At 60.5% G+C, this 15905-nt stretch carries 13 protein-coding genes; 2 read left to right on the top strand and 11 right to left on the bottom strand.

Annotation, left to right across the window (positions count from 1 at the left end):
- Window positions 1-11: 11 nt before the first annotated feature.
- The 5 genes from trmD to ffh form a co-directional block, all read right to left on the bottom strand.
- Window positions 12-755: a tRNA (guanosine(37)-N1)-methyltransferase TrmD gene (gene trmD, locus P0N66_RS06905; RefSeq protein ID WP_275803682.1), complete on the bottom strand. Its 744-nt coding sequence runs from the start codon at window positions 753-755 to the stop codon at window positions 12-14.
- The gene (gene rimM, locus P0N66_RS06900) at window positions 745-1314 is read right to left on the bottom strand and encodes a ribosome maturation factor RimM (RefSeq protein ID WP_275803680.1); all 570 of its coding nucleotides are present in this window, start codon (window positions 1312-1314) and stop codon (window positions 745-747) included. The genes trmD and rimM overlap by 11 nt, the downstream gene beginning before the upstream one ends.
- Window positions 1315-1317: 3 nt before the next feature.
- The gene (locus P0N66_RS06895; protein ID WP_275803678.1) at window positions 1318-1545 is read right to left on the bottom strand and encodes a KH domain-containing protein; all 228 of its coding nucleotides are present in this window, start codon (window positions 1543-1545) and stop codon (window positions 1318-1320) included.
- 7 nt (window positions 1546-1552) lie between these two features.
- Entirely contained in the window at window positions 1553-1816 is a 264-nt protein-coding gene (gene rpsP / locus P0N66_RS06890; RefSeq protein ID WP_275803676.1) for a 30S ribosomal protein S16, read from the bottom strand.
- A gap of 120 nt (window positions 1817-1936) precedes the next feature.
- Window positions 1937-3304, bottom strand: a complete 1368-nt coding sequence (gene ffh / locus P0N66_RS06885; RefSeq protein ID WP_275803674.1) for a signal recognition particle protein — start codon at window positions 3302-3304, stop codon at window positions 1937-1939.
- A 192-nt stretch (window positions 3305-3496) separates the two neighbouring features.
- Between ffh and P0N66_RS06880 the strand changes: the two genes are divergently transcribed.
- On the top strand, window positions 3497-4744 hold the full coding sequence (locus tag P0N66_RS06880) for a hypothetical protein (RefSeq protein WP_275803672.1): 1248 nt from the start codon (window positions 3497-3499) through the stop codon (window positions 4742-4744).
- Between the two features lie 26 nt (window positions 4745-4770).
- On the opposite strand, the gene fabD is transcribed toward P0N66_RS06880, so the two are convergent.
- From fabD to ileS, 3 genes are read right to left on the bottom strand one after another with little or no spacing between them, the layout of a single operon-like run.
- A complete protein-coding gene (gene fabD, locus P0N66_RS06875) occupies window positions 4771-5709 on the bottom strand; it encodes an ACP S-malonyltransferase (RefSeq protein WP_275803670.1) in 939 nt (312 codons plus the stop codon).
- 15 nt (window positions 5710-5724) lie between these two features.
- Entirely contained in the window at window positions 5725-6234 is a 510-nt protein-coding gene (lspA, locus tag P0N66_RS06870; protein ID WP_275803668.1) for a signal peptidase II, read from the bottom strand.
- Entirely contained in the window at window positions 6231-9218 is a 2988-nt protein-coding gene (gene ileS / locus P0N66_RS06865) for an isoleucine--tRNA ligase (protein ID WP_275803666.1), read from the bottom strand. Before ileS ends, lspA begins: the two co-directional genes overlap by 4 nt.
- Window positions 9219-9398: 180 nt before the next feature.
- On the opposite strand from ileS, the gene P0N66_RS06860 reads away from it, so the two are divergent.
- Window positions 9399-10157 (top strand): ATP-binding protein, encoded by a 759-nt coding sequence (locus P0N66_RS06860; protein WP_275803664.1) that lies wholly within the window; start codon window positions 9399-9401, stop codon window positions 10155-10157.
- Window positions 10158-10364: 207 nt separating this feature from the next.
- Here P0N66_RS06860 and P0N66_RS06855 read toward each other — a convergent pair whose 3' ends face one another.
- Genes P0N66_RS06855 through P0N66_RS06845 form a run of 3 tightly spaced genes read right to left on the bottom strand, consistent with a single transcriptional unit; the run spans window position 10365 to window position 15553 of the window.
- A complete protein-coding gene (locus P0N66_RS06855; RefSeq protein WP_275803662.1) occupies window positions 10365-12797 on the bottom strand; it encodes a flagellar hook-basal body complex protein in 2433 nt (810 codons plus the stop codon).
- 52 nt (window positions 12798-12849) lie between these two features.
- Window positions 12850-13614, bottom strand: a complete 765-nt coding sequence (locus P0N66_RS06850; protein ID WP_275803660.1) for a flagellar hook assembly protein FlgD — start codon at window positions 13612-13614, stop codon at window positions 12850-12852.
- 19 nt (window positions 13615-13633) lie between these two features.
- Window positions 13634-15553: a flagellar hook-length control protein FliK gene (locus P0N66_RS06845; RefSeq protein WP_275803658.1), complete on the bottom strand. Its 1920-nt coding sequence runs from the start codon at window positions 15551-15553 to the stop codon at window positions 13634-13636.
- Window positions 15554-15905 lie beyond the last annotated feature (352 nt).

The following is a 15905-nucleotide window of genomic DNA, read 5'->3' as shown; positions in this document are numbered from 1 at the left end:
TTTACAAGCGCTCAGGCCAGATCAATCCCTTCTTTAGCCAACAGCCGGCGCTCAGCCGGGGTAAAATCGGCGGCTTTCAACAAATCCGGCCGCCGCTGCCGGGTGCGGCGTACCGCTTCCACCAAACGCCAGCGGGCAATGGTGGCGTGGTCCCCGGAAAGCAGCACTTCGGGAACCTCCATGCCTTCAAAATTGCGCGGCCGAGTATACTGGGGATACTTCAGGCCGCCACGACTGCCCAGGCTGAAGGTATCGTTGGCCGCCGAATCACCGCAGCCCAGCACGCCGGGCAGCAGCCGCACGACACAATCCAACAACGCCAGGGCCGCCGGTTCACCGCCAGTGAGGATATAGTCGCCCACCGACACTTCGCAATCCACATAGGCCAGCCGAAAACGCTCATCCACTCCTTCATAGCGGCCGCAGACCAGAATCAACTGTTCTTCCCCGGCCAGTTCGGTGGCCAGTTCCTGGTTCAGAGTCCGCCCCTGGGGGCTGAGCAACACCACTTTCGCCGCGCCAGACTCCCCGCGCACGTGGTGCACCGCCGCGGCCAGCGGTTCAGGCTTCATCACCATCCCTTCGCCACCGCCGAAAGGGCGATCATCGGTCATGGCATGTTTATCGACGGTAAATTCCCGGATATCATGCCGCCCCACTCTGACCAGGCCGTCCTGGATGGCCCGGCGCAACATCCCACAAGCCAGTGGCGAGTCAAAAAACTCCGGGAAAATGGTCAAAATATCAAAGCGCACGGCCATCTTCCAACAAGCCGGGGGGGGGCGTCAGCAGCAACCCGGTCGGCTCACCGCTTTCATCATAACGGACCGCCATAAACTCCGGATGAGCCGGCACCAGATACTCCCTTTGCTGCTCGTCGACAATGACCAGCAAAGGGTGGGCGGCGGTCAGCATAAAATCCGTCACCAGACCGACCAGGCGGTCATCCTCGGTGTGAGCCGCCAGCCCCACCAACTGGTGCCAGTAAATTTCATCCGCCGCCAGGGCCGGCAGCTCCCCGGCGGTCAGGGCCACCACTCGGTCCCGCAACGCTTCCGCCTGGTCCCGATCGTTCACGCCGGCCAGGCGAATCATTAAAGCCCCGCCCTGCTCGCGGACCGCCAGCAAAGTATAAGCCCGGGGCGGGCCGTCGCTCTCGGCAGTCAGCAGAAACAGTTCGTCCAGGTCGGAAAAGTCCAGAGGCAAGCCTGCAAAGGGCAGCACCTTCAGCTCACCCTTAATCCCTTGGGGTTTGACCACCCGACCGATTTCCACCAGTTCACCCCGCTGGATGCCGGTAAAAACAATGCGCAAGGCTTACTCCACGATTTCCAGGCGGACCTTGCGCTCCTGGTCGGCCACCGCCGTCAGCAGGGTCCGGATGGCCCGGGCCGTGCGGCCCTGGCGACCGATGACCTTGCCCAAATCCGGCTGGGCAACACGCAACTCCAGCAACAGGGTTTCTTCCTGCTCGGTCTCGTCGACCGTAACCGCCTCGGGGTTGTCCACCAGCGCCCGGGCGACAAAACCGACCAACTCCCGCATGGCCGGCTTATTCCGCGGCCGCGGCCGGCTGCTGGGCCTGGGCACCCTTGAGCAGGCTGCGCACGGTATCAGTGGGTTTGGCCCCCCGGGACAGCCAGTCCTCTACCCGGTCCTGCTTAATCTGCACGGCAGCCGGCTTCTGCATGGGATCGTAGGTGCCAATCACTTCCAGAAAACGACCGTCACGCTTGGCTTCTGAATCCGCCACTACGATCCGGTAAAAGGGTTTCTTCTTCCTGCCCATGCGGGTCAGACGGATACGCACTGCCATGTTGTTTCCTCCACTTGATTGTTACTGCTGAACGTTTAAGCTTTTTATAGCCTTTATATTTCGTTGTGCAAACTTCAACAAAACTGAATGATTGCCGATTATTGTCGCACCGTTGCGCGGTTAGCGCGCCAGCCCTTTGGGCCGCTTGCGTTTCTTTTTGGCCCCACCCATCATACCACCCAAGCCGCCGGGCTTGCCACGCATTTTCTTCATCATTTTAAGCATTTCGGTGTAACTCTTGATCACCTTGTTGACATCCTGCACCTGGGTACCGCTGCCTTTAGCGATCCGGGCCCGGCGGGAGGCGTTGATGATGGCGTGGTTGCTCCTTTCCTTCTTGGTCATGGAGTTAATCACCGCCTCCACCTTGGTCAGCTCCCGCTCATCGGGCTTGGGCATGTTCTGCAACTGCTTGAGCCGCCCCATGCCGGGGATCATGCCCATGATCTGTTCCAGGCTGCCCATTTTGCGAACCTGCTTGATCTGATCAAGAAAATCCTCCAGGGTGAAACCGTCCTGGCGGAGCTTACGGTTCAGCTCCTCGGCCTTCTCCTGGTCGATGGTGGCTTCGGCCTTTTCAATCAGGGAAAGGACATCACCCTTGCCCAGGATCCGGGAAGCCATCCGATCGGGATGAAAAACCTCCAGGGCATCCAGTCCCTCACCCATACCCACGAACTTGATGGGCCGGCCGGTGGCCTTCTTGATGGACAGAGCCGCCCCGCCGCGGGCATCACCGTCGAGCTTGGTCAGCACCACCCCGGTCAGAGAAAGATCCTGGTGGAACTTGTCGGCCACCGCCACCGCGTCCTGGCCGGTCATGGCGTCGGCGACCAGGAGAATCTCGGCCGGCTGCAGCGCGGTCTTGATCCGGCCCAGCTCATCCATCAGCTCCTGGTCCACATGGAGCCGGCCGGCGGTATCAACCAGCAGGATATCGCAACCCTGTTCACCGGCTCTGGCCACCGCCTGGCGGCAGATATCCACCGGATCCTGATCGGAGCGGGACGGATGTACCGGCACGGCCAGTTCCCCGGCCAGCACCGTCAACTGATCAATGGCGGCGGGCCGGTAAACGTCGGCGGGAACCAGGTAGGGTTTTTTACCCTCACTCTTCAGACGCCGGGCCAGCTTACCCGAAGTGGTGGTCTTGCCGGAACCCTGCAGGCCGACCATCATGATCACCACCGGCTTGCGCCCCCCCAGATCCAGGTCAACGCTGCTGCCGCCAAGCAGTTCCACCAGTTCCTGGTGGACGATCTTGATTACCTGCTGGCCCGGGGCCAGGCTTTTAAGCACCTCACGTCCCACCGCCTTCTCGGTGACCGTGGCGATAAAATCCTTGACCACCCGGAAGTTGACATCGGCCTCCAGCAGGGCCAGGCGCACCTCCCGCATGGCCTCCCGAATATTTTCTTCGGTGAGGGTACCGTGGCCGCGCAGATTCTTGAAAACGTCCTGCAGACGCTGGGAAAGAGTGTCAAACATGGTTTAAGCCATCAACTCCTGGAGTTAAAACCGGCAGTACCCCACAGCGGATACACTGCCAGGAAACGGGCAAACATACTTGGAAGCAAGGACAATGTCAAGAAACAAGAAACCCTGCTTGTCCGGCGCCGGCCGTTATGTAATTATGTAAACGATTTGCGACGCCGATAAATTTGCAACCGAGGTGAAATCATGCCCAGAACATTGATCTGCCTGCTGGCACTGTTGCCCTTGTTTCTACTGCCCCCTTCAGCCTGGGGCGGGCGGCTGCAGCATCCTCTACTTACGGCAATGGCGCCGCCGGACGCCGCCCTGGCCCGACAGGCCCTTACCGTTCAGCCCGCCGAACTGCCCGCCCTGCTCGCCGCAGAAGGACACGGTGAACTGACCATCAGCGCGCCTGATCGGTTTGTTTATGCCATTACCGACGGCGCCGCCATGCCATACCGCTACCGGGACGAAAACGGCGAAGAGCGTCGCCAGCAGGCTTTTGCGACCATAACCGCCACGATCAACCACCAGCTTCCCAACCTTGGCGCCATCGACGGCGAACTGTTTGCCGTGGCCCGTTACCGGCTGATTAACAACCACCGGGCCGATTTGTCCACCTACCCGCCGACGGTGACGGATATCGCCGACAATTACTCTTATTCCTTTGCCGAAGGCGGCCTGGTCACCGGCTTAAGCCATACCAAGACCAAGGAATTTTTGTTTGATTTCGCCGCCGAACCGATTCCCGTCGGCATCAGTGACCTGACCCTCATGGTGGTCTTCCTGGTCCCGGCGGAACATGGGCGGGAGAGCGTGCTGGCGGTTGGCATGCAGGATTTGAGCGAGCCGGACCACCATGTTTTCTGGAACTCATCGGACCAGGTCGTAATCGACCAGAAACTCTATGCCGCAGAGCAGATCATAAGTGATCCCGAACTTTTCAACTATGTCGACTTCAACAACAACGGCATCCTCAATGAAGAAGGGGAACCGTACATCGCCCCTTATCCGGTGAGTTTTAAGGTGAACTTTACCGCCCGGGATCCAAAGAAAACCGGTGCCCCCTGGTATCGGGCCGCCGCCATCAACAACCTGCCGCCGGCCAGGCACAGCCGCCTGATCATTCTCACCGACCAGCCGGACCCACAAACCAGCTGGGTGACCGTGATCTCCTACGACAACCCCCGCGATCCGACGGCCCACGCTGTCAACCATTACGCCTTCCAGAGCGCCGCCGTACGGGCCACCCCCAGCCTGTCGGCCACCCCTCTGACCCCGGCAGATTATGCCTATCGAGGCATCCGGCAGCACCATTTCCTGGCCGAATTTCACTGCAGTATCATTGACCGAGCGGTGATGCTGGACCCCGATCCCTGCCCCGAGTTCGGCCAGGAAAGACCGCTACCGCAGAATCCTGATCCTCACCCGGTGGAGCTTTATACGCCGTAAACGTCAACCGTCGGCGGCCGGGCAAACTACAGATTGCGCAGCACCTCTTCCACCCCGGTCGGTGTATCGACCTGCATAATGGTGCACCCAACATCGGCGGGCACGATTTTTTTGACCAGGCCGCTCAAGACATTCTTGGGGCCCACTTCGATAAAACAGCGTACCTGTTCAGACAGCAGCCGCTGCACAATCTCATACCAGCGGACGGAGGCGGCAATCTGGCGGGCCATGGTGGCCCGAATCTCAGCCGCACCAGTCTCCGGGGCGGCGGTAACGTTGAAAAGCACCGGAGTCTGCGGCGCCTTGACCGGCAAGTCGGCCAGCAGGTTGCGAAAATCATCCACCGCCCCGGCGATCAATTCGCTGTGCCAGGCGCCGCTGACCTTAAGCGGAATTGACTTGCCGCCCTTTTCCTTGACCAGTTCAGCCGCCGCCGCCAGGGCCGCGGTGTCACCGGAGATCACCACCTGGGCGGCAGAGTTGTGGTTGGCCACCGCCAGCCGCCCGTGGGCGCGGGCTTCGGCAACGATCTCTTGCACCACCTCGATCTCCAGCTTAACCACCGCCGCCATGCCACCAGGATTGGCCGCCGCTTCCCGCTCCATCAGTCGTCCGCGATGGGTGACCAGCTTGATGGTATCGGCCAGGCTCAACACCCCGGCAGCCTGTAACGCGGCGTATTCCCCCAGGCTGTGGCCGACAAAATAATCCGCCCTAACCCCTTTGGCGGCCAGGGCCTGCCAGCAGACCAGATTGACGGCGGTCATGGCCGGCTGCAAATGCAGGGTGCGAGTCAGCTCTTCCTCCGGCCCTTCCAGGCAGAGCTTTTTCAACGGCAACCCGCTGATTTCTTCCGCCTGCGCCAGCAGCTTGCCGGCCCCGGAGTCAGCCTCGAGAAACTCCCGTCCCATGCCGATGTACTGGGAGCCCTGACCGGGAAACATAATGGCAATTTTACTACTCATTGCAACTCTCCTTAACTAAACCACCTTGTCCACCTGATGCTCCTCCGGCGGCTGACGCCAGGCGGCAATCAGAAAAAACAGCACCCCGATGGTGATGGCGCTGTCGGCGATGTTGAAGGCAGGCCAGTGGTATTCCCGCCAGTAAAAATCGAGAAAATCGGTGACCTCGCCCAGCCGGACGCGATCCAGCAGATTGCCGATGGCCCCGGCGGTGATCAGGGCCAGGGCATAGAGGTAGAGCCGACCGTGATAACGCACCTGACGATAAAGCACGACCAGCAGAATCAGAGCCAAAACGGTGGCACCGATGAAGAAAAAGCGCCGCCAGGCCGGAGTGCCGTCAGCCAGCAACCCGAAGGCGATACCGGGGTTGGTGTAATGCACCAGGTCGAACAAACCGGGAATAATCTCCCGGCTTTCATAAAGGGCCAGCTCGGCCCTGATCCACCATTTGCTGACCTGGTCGGCGACCAGCAACACCACCAGCACGGCCAGCGGACCGACATGATCCTGCCAGCTTCTCACCCGATGGCCCCCCGGCAGCGGTGGCAGATGGCTGGATGTTCCTGGTCCTCGCCCACGCTTTCCACCCGCATCCAGCAGCGTTGGCATTTATCGCCCGGGGCCGGGCGGACCAGGACCTGCAGGCCGGGGATCTCTTCGCTGTGGAAGATGTTTGCGGCCTCGGCCGGCAGCGTTTCCTCCCGGCGCATGACCGAAACGATGGTCACCAGTTGCAGGGTGTCCCAGTTGGCATTAACAAACTCGGCCCACTGGCCATCGGCGGCCACCACCACCTCGGCGTCCAGGGAGTGGCCGATTACCTTGTCCCGGCGGGCGATCTCCAGGGCCCGGGTAAGCTCGGAGCGCAGGGTGAGAATCTTGTCCCACTTGGTCAGCAGTTCCTGGTCGGCCAGGCGTTGGGGCCGGGCCGCCGGGAAGGCGGCCAGGAAGACCGATGTCTCCCGGCGCTCATCGGCGGGCAGGTACTCCCAGGCCTCGGCGGCCAGGAAGGAGAGGATGGGGGCCATCAGGCGCAGCAGGCCGTCGGCGATCTCGTACATCACCGCCTGGGCCGCCCGGCGCTGGGGGTGGTCGGCGGGCATGGTGTAGAGCCGGTCCTTGACGATGTCCAGGTAGAGGGCGCTGAGGCTGACGGTGCAGAAGTTGTAGAGGCCGTGGTAGACTTGGTGAAACTCGAATTTTTCGTAACCGGTTACGGTCTTTTCCTTGAGCCGCTCGAAGCGGGCCAGGATCCAGCGGTCCAGTTCGTCCATCTCGGCCTCCGGTGGGGAGCCGGGGGCGGCGGGGTCGAAGTCGTGCAGGTTGCCCAATAAAAAGCGGACGGTGTTGCGGATCTTGCGGTAGGCGTCGGCCAGTTGCTTGAGGATGTTGTCCGAAATCCGGATGTCGTCCCGGTAATCCTCGGAGGCGGTCCACAGGCGCAGGATTTCCGCCCCGTGCTGGTCAATGATCTGGCTCGGGGCGATGACGTTGCCGATGCTCTTGGACATCTTCTTGCCCTTGCCGTCCACCACGAAGCCGTGGGTGAGCACCGCCTTGTACGGGGCCGCGCCCCGGGTGCCGACCGCCGCCAGCAGGGCGCTTTGGAACCAGCCCCGGTGCTGGTCGCTGCCCTCAAGATACAGATCGGCGGGGCTTTGCAGCTCATCGCGCTGCTCCAGCACGGCGGCGTAGCTCACCCCGGAGTCGAACCAGACATCCAGGATGTCCTCTTCCTTGGTGAGGTTGGTGGAGCCGCAGGCGCAGCGGGCATCCGGGCCGATAAAGTCAGCAAGCGGCCGGGCAAACCAGGCATCGGCGCCTTCCTTGGTAAAAAACTCGGTGATTTTGGCGGCAATCTTTTCATCGTTGAGCACCTTACCGCAGTCCCGGCACCAGACGGCGGTGATCGGCACGCCCCAGGCCCGCTGGCGAGAGAGACACCAGTCCGGCCGGCCGGCCACCATGCCGTGGATGCGCTCCCGGCCCCAGCGGGGAATCCAGTCGGCGCCGTTGATGGCGCTAAGCGCCTTTTCCCGCAGGGTGGTCTGCTCGCCGGCGATATTGGCCGGGATATCCATGCCGATGAACCACTGCTCGGTGGCCCGGAAGATCACCGGTTTTTTGCAGCGCCAGCAGTGGGGGTAACTGTGGGAAATTTTCTGCTCCCCCAGCAGGGCGCCGCTCTGCCGCAAATCGGCGATAATCTGCTTGTTGCCCTTGAGGATGAACATGCCGGCGTAGGGGCCGCCCTCGGCGGTGAAGTGCCCCTTGTCATCCACCGGCGAAAGCACCGGCAGGTCGTGCTTGAGCCCGCTCAGGTAGTCCTCGCGGCCGTGGCCCGGAGCGGTGTGCACGCAGCCGGTGCCGGTTTCCAGGGTGACGTAATCGGCGCCGATGATTAGGGAGTCGCGCCCCATGAAGGGGTGCAGGCAGCTTTGCCCCAGCAGGTCGGCGGCAGCCAGGGTGGTCAGCACCCGGAGGTCGGTCAATTCGCAGGTAGTGGCCACCTGTTCCACCAGTTCCTCGGCCATGATCAGGATCTCGCCGTTCACTTCGACGGCGGCATAGGTGAAGTCCGGGTGCAGGGCCACCGCCACGTTGGCCGGCAGGGTCCAGGGGGTAGTCGTCCAGATCACCAGGAAAAGGTTCGGCAGCCCCGCATCTTGCGGCGATCGGTCCGGCTTGCGTACTGGGGTACGCGGCGCCGGCCCGCTTGCCGCAACCTGCGGCACTGACGAACCTTTTCCGTCTTGGTTAGCCCCAGAGGACAGATTTGAAATCTGTCCCCGATCAAGTTCGTCTTGGGTCGCCAGAAGCTCGGGATAGCGTTCCGCCAGGGCCGTGGCCGCTGCCGGTTGCAGGGGAAATTTCACATAAATCGATGGGGAGGTCTGGTCGGCGTACTCCACCTCGGCCTCGGCCAGGGCGGTGCGGCAGGAGGCGCACCAGTGCACGGGCTTGCGGCTGCGGCTGACCAGGCCATTCAAGAGAAAATTGTTGAACTCCCGGGCGATTGCCGCCTCGTAGCGGTAGTCGATGGTGAGATAGGGCTGTTGCCAGTCGCCCAGCACCCCCAGGCGCTGGAACTCGGCGCTTTGCACGGCGATCCATTTATCGGCGTAGCGGCGGCATTTTTCCCGGAAATCAAGCTTGTCGATTTCGGCCTTCTGCTCCCCCAGTTCCTTGTCCACGTTAAGTTCGATGGGCAGGCCGTGGCAGTCCCAGCCCGGCACGTAGGGGCAGTGGTAGCCGCTCATGCGCTTGGACTTGAGGATGATGTCCTTCAAAATCTTGTTCAGGGCATGGCCCATGTGCAGGTGACCGTTGGCATAGGGGGGGCCGTCGTGCAGCACATAAAGGGGGCGATCGGCGGTGGCCCGGCAGAGGTTTTCATACAGCCCCTCCTCTGCCCATTTTTTCAGCATCTCCGGCTCACGCCGGGCCAGGTTGGCCTTCATGGGAAAATCGGTCTGCGGCAGGTTGAGGGTGGAACGGTAATCCATATCGATCAGCCTTGATAATTTGATCTTGATAAACGATTATGTTGCCGGCCGAATTAATGTCATCAACAGGCCGGGATGGAAATTAACCATGATGCACGGCAAAGAATCAGGTAAAATACCACCTTGCCCCAAGTTTGCAAGGGAAAGAACCACCGGTAAAACCGGTTAACGGAGGGAAAAATGCCGAAAATAATCGCCATGGCCGGCAAGGGGGGAGTGGGCAAGACCACCGTCACCGCCCTGCTGCTCAACTACCTGCTGGCCGAGAAAAAAACCCCGGTGCTGGCGGTGGACGCCGATGCCAACGCCAACCTCAACGAACTGTTGGCCCTTGAAGTGGGCCTGACCATCGGCCAGGTGCGCAAGGAGATGAAGGGTGATTTGCCGCCCCATATCACCCGTGACCAGTACATGGAGATGAAGGTCCACCAGGCCCTGGTGGAGGCCCCCGGCTTCGACCTGCTGAGCATGGGCCAGCCCGACGGCCCCGGCTGTTATTGCTCGGCCAACCAGTTCCTGGCCATGACCATGGATCACCTGGCCGGCAACTATGAATACATCCTGGTGGACAACGAGGCGGGGATGGAACACCTGAGTCGCATGAACCTGCGGGTCATCGACCTGCTGCTGGTGGTCTCCGACCCCTCGGCCCGGGGGATCATGACCGCCGGTCGGATCGCCGGCCTCACCGAGCCGCTGGGAATAGCACCGGGCAAAAAATGCCTGCTCATCAACCGCGCCCCGGCCGCCCCCGATGCGGCCCTGACCGCCAAAATCGAAGAAACCACCCAAAGCAGCGGCCTGGAACTGGCCGGCCTGCTGCCCCAAAGCGAAACTTTAGCAGCCTGGGAACTGGCCGGCCGCTCCTACCTGGAACTGCCGGCCGGCGAGCCGGTGCTGCCCGCCGCCCGAGAGATTTTCAGCCGGATTCTGCCTTGAAGCAAAATTGAACAACGAAAACAGGCAACGATCAAGCGCGCCCAGCCGGCGGCGCATTCAATGATGACGACTAATACAGCAAAAATTGTAAAAATCACCCCAACAAACAAACCAGGCCCGACGGGATGCTTCCCGGCCGGACCTGATTGTTTCGTAATCGGGGACGGATAGCCTGGGACAGACTTCAAACCTGTCCCCGGGCTTAGCCTACCGCTTGATGTTGATCAACTCGCTAAGCATCTCGTCGGTGGTGGTGATCATCTTGGAGTTGGCCTGAAAACCGCGTTGGGTGGTGATCATCTTGACAAACTCGTTACCCAGGTCGACGTTGGACATCTCCAGGGAGTTGGGGGCAATTTCGCCCAGGCCGTTGGTGCCGGGTTCACCGGTTACCGGTGCCCCGGACTGGGTGGTGGCCCGGAAGATATTGCCGCCCACCTTATGCAGTCCCTGCAGGTTGGCAAAATCCGCCAGGGCCACCTTGGCCTGCATCAGCACCTGACCGTTGGAGAAATTGCCGGTGATAATGCCGGCGGTATCCACCGACACCGACTGCAGGAAGCCGGCGGCAAAGCCGTTCTGGTCCTGATAAATGGTGGTGGAACTGTTGGCGTACTGGGTGGTGAACATCGCCTCGGTATCGCCGAAACGGTTGTTGACCACGGTGCCCATCTGGCTGCCGTTACGCTCGGGGCTGCCGGAAATCACATGAAATTCGTCAAAATCCGCCGAGGTCGGACCAAAAATTCCTGGCGTTGTATCATCTCCGACCATACCATTGTAATCAACAATTCTGAAATTAAGCTGACTGGCCTCATCGCCCCCGGGGTCGGCCACCCGGTCTCTGATCACCAGCCGACCCGTGGAATCGATGTAGGCATCCACGTCATACTCATCGGAAAGATGGTTAAGGAAACCCTGCACCGTGCTGTCCGGGCTCTCCTCAAAATTATCGTAAGTGCCCTCAATCGCCGTGCCGTCACGGAGCATAATTTCATAGGTTATTTCCGCAGTGGCAAAATCGTTGATGGCGGGAGTAGCAACTCCATCAACATACACCGCATCCCAGCGGGTCGCGGCGCTGATCACCGATGGCGGGTCAGTATCGGTGTCCGTATCATAGGGAGCGCTGTAGGCCTGGGCCGGAGCCACCACCTCCCGTTTGGTGGTACTGACGTTGATGGCGCCATCACCAAAGGGATTAACTGTGGCAAAATCCGCGACCGCATCGGTAACGCCAATATTGGTTATGGACATCTTGGAGTATCCGCCGGGAGCCCGCAGGGTTAAACGGCCATCGGCGTCGACCCCGGCCGATACCGCCCCGAACGCACCGGCAAGCTGGTCCAGAAAACCGCCATCGGCCCCCAGCCTGGTGGTGCTGTGCGGAATCACATAGGAAAAGCTTGCCGGCCGCCCTTCATGATCAAAACCCTCCACGGCAATGGTCACATGTTGATCGTTGGGGTCAGTTAAAACAGGGTCATAACCCTCGGGGATCACCCGGCGCCCTTCACTGTCCCGTACATCACCCCAGCGGCTTTCGGTGGTGATGGGGTTATCGGTGGTGATATCGATGGCCCCGTCACGGGAAACCAGGATCTGGGGCTCGGTACTGCTGCCGTCAAAACGGGCCCCGAAGTTCAGGGCGATGGTTTGCGGGTCACCGGTGAAGTTGGCGTCAAAAACCGGATAATTGCCGCTGTCATCCAGGCGATTGGACCGGTTGGTGTGGCGGTCGGGATCGACCCGGCCGTCGGCCGGCACATCCCAGGTATCGATGGTGGTGATGTTGCCGTTGTTGTCAAAGTTCACCACGCCGTACATCAAGGCGCCGGCGCCCCGGTGGGCCGGATTCTGGGGATTGTACTGCTCATCGGGGGCATAGGTCTGTTTTTCAGCCTCACTCAACTCCCGCCGATCAGAAGCCGGATCGGTGGTAATCAGAAAATCCCACTCGTTTTCCTTGGCGGTGCGATCAAAGTAGATGGTCAGATCACGAGCCACCCCTTTGGAGTCATAAACCTTGAGCGAGGTGGTGTACTGATAGTTGACAGCGGCAATGGGATCTTCCGCCGTGCCGTTCCAGGAATCGTACAACGGCGCGGGAGAAGCCGGGTCGACCCGGGCGTCGAGGTTGACGATCAGGTCCACCTGTTCGGTCCGCACCGGTGGGGTGGAGCGATCCATCCTGATATCGCCGATGGTACCTTCAATCTGACCCGTATTTTTGTCTACCCCCCAGCCCTGCACGAAGTGGCCGCCGGGGCTGGTCAAGAAACCATGCTGATCGAAGCGGAACTCCCCGGCCCGGGTGAACATGTCCGACTCGGCACTGTCAGTGCCCCGCAGCATGAAAAAGCCCTCGCCGCCGATGGCCATATCGGTGGGAGTCGAGGTGGACTCGAACGAGCCCTGGGCAAAAAGCCCGTCCACCGTGGTCAGGGTGACGCCGCGCCCCACCTGGGCGGTGCCGGCGGCGGTGGACACCGACTGGGAAAGTACATCCTGGAAGGTGGAGCGGCTGGCATTGAAGGCCACGGTGTTGACGTTGGCGATGTTGTCGCCCAAGACGCTCATTCCGTTACCCATGGTACTAAGGCCGCTGATCCCGGCGTAAAGTGAACCTGAAAGACTCATGATCGTTCCTCCTGCTGTTTATCTGTCCCCTGACGGGATTGTTGTTGTACCGCTAACCCATTAAGCCCATTAAAATATCTTCTTCCTCGTCACCGGAATCCTGACCGGTATCACTGTCCTGACCGGGCAAGCCGCTGCTGTTTTCATGGACATTGATGATGTCGCTGACATATTTCTGGATATAACCGCTGACGGTGATGGCGGCCCGGCCGGAATCAAACTCCAGGCCGGTGACCTTGCCGGACGCCCGCTGTTCCACCGCCACTTTGCTGCCATCGCCGGCCAGGGCGTCCACCTTGTAGATGTACATGCCATCCGGCACCTCCTGGCCGCTGTTATCCTTCCCATCCCAGGCCAGGGTGTTCTGACCGGCACTCTGGAAACCATTATCGATGGTCCGCACCAGCTGGCCGGCGGCATTGTGGATATAAACCACCGAGAAGGGGGCATCCTGTTCCAGCACATACGAGGTTCTGGCCACCTGGCCATCGGTAACACCGATCTCGTTACCCTGCGTTTCAATGGTCTTGCCAATCAGGCTCAGCAGTTGCAAGTTGTTCTGGGAGGTGGTGTAGTTCAACATCTTTTCCATGTTGTCGCTCATCTTCATAGTGGCTTCCATGCTGGAGAAGTGCGCCAGCTGGGAGGCCATCTCGTAGCTCTCCATGGGCTTCATGGGGTCCTGGTGCTGAAGCTGAGTGATGAACAGGGTCATGAAGTCCTGGCGGTCCAGGGAGCTGCTGCCCACCGGCTTGAGGTGGCTGCCCTGGTCGGCCATGGGAATATCGGGGCCGTATCCTGCGCTGATCATGGTCATGGTATGGTCTCCTTAGTTTTCAGGCGAAAAGATCGATTCCACCGGGCCGATCGGTGGTGGCGGGGCGCTGGTAGAGCACTTCTTCGGGCACCTCGGCCAGGGATTCGCGGCGGACCATGCCGCCGTTGTGGTTGGTCCAGGCGGCGGTGAAACGCTGCCAGGCCTCACCGGAGTTGTCCCGCTCCTGCTGGTCGACAGACACCATGCACTCGCCCAGCACAAAGCCCCGGCGTTCCAGGTTGTCCTTGAACATCTCCATGTTCTTTTCCAGGATTTCTTTAACTTTGGTGCTTTCCAGACCAAAAGAAAGGGAGACCTGGTTGTCGCGGATCATCATTTCCACCCGCACCTCGCCCAGCTCACGGGGATAGAGATGCATCACCAGATGGTGCTCGTTGCGATTCAAGCCACCCACCACCCCGGAGGCAATGCGGTTGAAGACTTGCTGCTCCAGTTGAGCCTGCTGGCGCGGGGCCTGGTTCATGGCGCGCAGGATTTCCAGGCGGTTATTGTCGGCGGGGCTGTCGGAAGCGCCGGCCAGGGCCTCGGCGCCGCGCTCATCGCCCCGGGCCTCGAGTTTCATTTCGTTTAAGAAGAGACGGCCGGAGATCAACTCATCACTGTCCTTGCTGTTGAGCAGGCCGGCTTCGGCCAGGGCCTGGCGCACTTCCGCCCGGCCGGCGCCCTCTTTGTTCAGGGCGGCAATTTTTGCCCCGGTGTTAAGTTCATCCTTGAGGGCAAGAAACTCTTCCTTGAGGGAGAGTTTCTTGTCGGCGGTTAACTTCTCCAGCCGGACGGTGGCCATGTCCACGCTTTCCAGCAGTTTGTCGTAAATTTTGGCAGCGGCGGCCTGCACCGCCGGGGTCCAGCCCGGCCGCTGCTCGTTGAAACCGGCTTGCTGGAAGATCTTTTTCATCTGGGCCAGAAAGGCGGGGATTTCGGCCCGGGGCCGAGCATCCTGGATTTCCGCCACCCCGCGGGCCAGCAGCTCCCGGAAGCGGTCCAGATCAAGCTCCAGCGGCTGATTGGGGCGCTGTGGCTGATCCCAGGGGGCGTGCAGTTCCGGCAGCAACTCCCGCTGCAGGGCCCGGGAAACCCCGGCGTTGTCCAGCACCGCCAGTAACTGCTCGGCATCCCAGCCCTTCAAGGTGATTTTACCGTTCAAATTCAGCTCATCCAGATCCAGGTCGGCCAGGCCTTTAAGGAAAGCGGCCAAGTCCAGGGTGTTGTCGCCCCGCACCGCCTGTTCACCAAGCCGCTCCACGGTGGCGGAATCCAGGTCCAGCTGGTTGAGCAGCATCTGCAGGTAGGGCAGATCGGTTTCCGGTACCGGCACCGGCTGGTTTTGCTCCATGTTCAGGAAGTGCTTGGAAAAAACGGCCAGGAACTCAGAGATTTCAAACTCACCGCCATTGGCGGCAAATTTTTCCATGAGCGCTGCGGCCTGCTTCTCGTCCATGCCGGCCAAGGCGGCCAGCAGGCTTAACTCGGCGGTATCCTCAATTTCAAAAGTCCAGTCGCCGGGGCCGGTGGTCACGTCTCGGGCTTGGTCACCGATCAGGCCGAGATACTCGCCCAGCAGGGCGACCAGTTCCAGCCGAGCCCCTTCACGACTATGATCGGTGGTTTGGTCGACGAGCTGATTGGCTGTCGTGGCATCATTTTTCCTGTCGGCTGAAGCCTTTTGGGAGTCATTTCTCTTCCTTGCGGCACTTGCTTCTGCGGCAGCCTGCCCGGAGGCTCGGTTACGCCGGGCTTCGGCGGCCCGTATCTCGGCCTGACGGCCTCCCAAAACATTACGCTCGTCACGCTGGCCGTCAGCCAGCTTGCGATCCAGGTGGCCGGCAAAGTTGGCTTCATCGGCGGAGCGCGCCCCCCGGGGACGCCCCCCAATCTCCATTCCTTCAGCCTTGGCCACGGGAATCATCAAGGTTTTCACAGTTCTGAACTCCATTGGTCAAAATTTTACCGGCTCAGCCAGCCCAACCTGCAACTCTTGCACAGCCCCAGAAGCAACCTTCGTGCCAACCTCAACACAGAAACCATCAACATAAACCAAACACCTGTAATAATGACATAAAATAAAAACAAAAAAACTCAACCACCCCCTGCCCCCCACCCCAAACGGCCCCCTGACGTCCTCACGAGGTCCAAACAGGACATTTTTGCCGGGCTGCCGCAAATCCCCTATAAATAGAGAGAAATCAGCAAGGAACCGCCACCGCTAATATCTTTGATAAAAAGCCATGAACAAAAAATAGAAAAAGGAAGGGTAAGAGAAAGAACAAAAC

The sequence above is a fragment of the Desulfurivibrio dismutans genome (genome assembly GCF_029210385.1).
Taxonomy (GTDB): Bacteria; Desulfobacterota; Desulfobulbia; order Desulfobulbales; family Desulfurivibrionaceae; genus Desulfurivibrio; species Desulfurivibrio dismutans.
Note: the sequence above shows the minus strand (reverse complement) of the source record. Positions and strands in the feature narration are given on the sequence as shown.